This window comes from Mesorhizobium sp. M7A.F.Ca.US.014.04.1.1 (genome assembly GCF_003998745.1).
In the GTDB taxonomy this organism is placed as follows: domain Bacteria; phylum Pseudomonadota; class Alphaproteobacteria; order Rhizobiales; family Rhizobiaceae; genus Mesorhizobium; species Mesorhizobium ciceri.
Genome location: NZ_RZRW01001260.1, coordinates 1 through 725, shown reverse-complemented (window position 1 = coordinate 725; position 725 = coordinate 1). Strand labels below are relative to the sequence as shown.

The following is a 725-nucleotide window of genomic DNA, read 5'->3' as shown; positions in this document are numbered from 1 at the left end:
GACAGAGGGTCGCTTTGGCGCGTGCTCTCTATGGCGATCCGTTTCTTGTCATACTCGACGAGCCGAATTCCAATCTCGATGCCGATGGCGAAGCCGCCTTGACGGCGGCGATCCAAGGCGTGCGCGACAGAGGCGGCATGGCCATCGTGGTGGCGCATCGCCCGAGTGCATTGCAAAGTCTTGACCAGATCCTTGTCATGACGAACGGCAGCATTCAGGCCTTTGGCCCGAAGAATGAGATCATGACCAATGTGACCCGTCCCAACAGCGTTCCGTTGAAAGTTGTCCCAAGTCCTGAAGAGGCGGCGCTCTGATGCCGGAGAGGGCGCCATCGGTGGTCGACCGGGCCATTCGACGTTATCTGCTTGGCGGCATTGCGACCTCCATCCTACTGGTCGGTGGAGCGGGCAGCCTTGCCGCCGTGATCGACCTCTCTGGCGCGGTCATTGGATCGGGAAAGCTGGTTGTCGATTCCAGCGTCAAAAAGGTGCAGCATCCGACGGGCGGCGTGGTCGGCCAAATCTTCGTGCGCGAAGGCGATGCCGTGCAAGCGGGACAGGTTCTGATTCATCTGGATGAAACAGTCACCCGCGCCAATCTGGCCATTGTCACCAAGAGCGCGGATGAACTCGATGCCCGCCTGGCACGTCTCAAGGCCGAGCGCGATGGTGCGGACGCCATCGGTTTTCCGCCGTCGCTGATGTCTCGGCGGGACGATCCGGATG

General features: G+C 61.0%; 1 protein-coding gene and 1 pseudogene. Both read left to right on the top strand.

Annotation, left to right across the window (positions count from 1 at the left end; genetic code table 11):
• Positions 1-314, top strand: a pseudogene (locus tag EOA22_RS35955) (type I secretion system permease/ATPase); the annotation flags it as partial.
• Positions 314-725 (top strand): biotin/lipoyl-binding protein (locus EOA22_RS35950; RefSeq protein WP_127390727.1); only part of this gene is annotated, 412 nt, incomplete at its 3' end. The pseudogene EOA22_RS35955 and the gene EOA22_RS35950, both read left to right, overlap by 1 nt.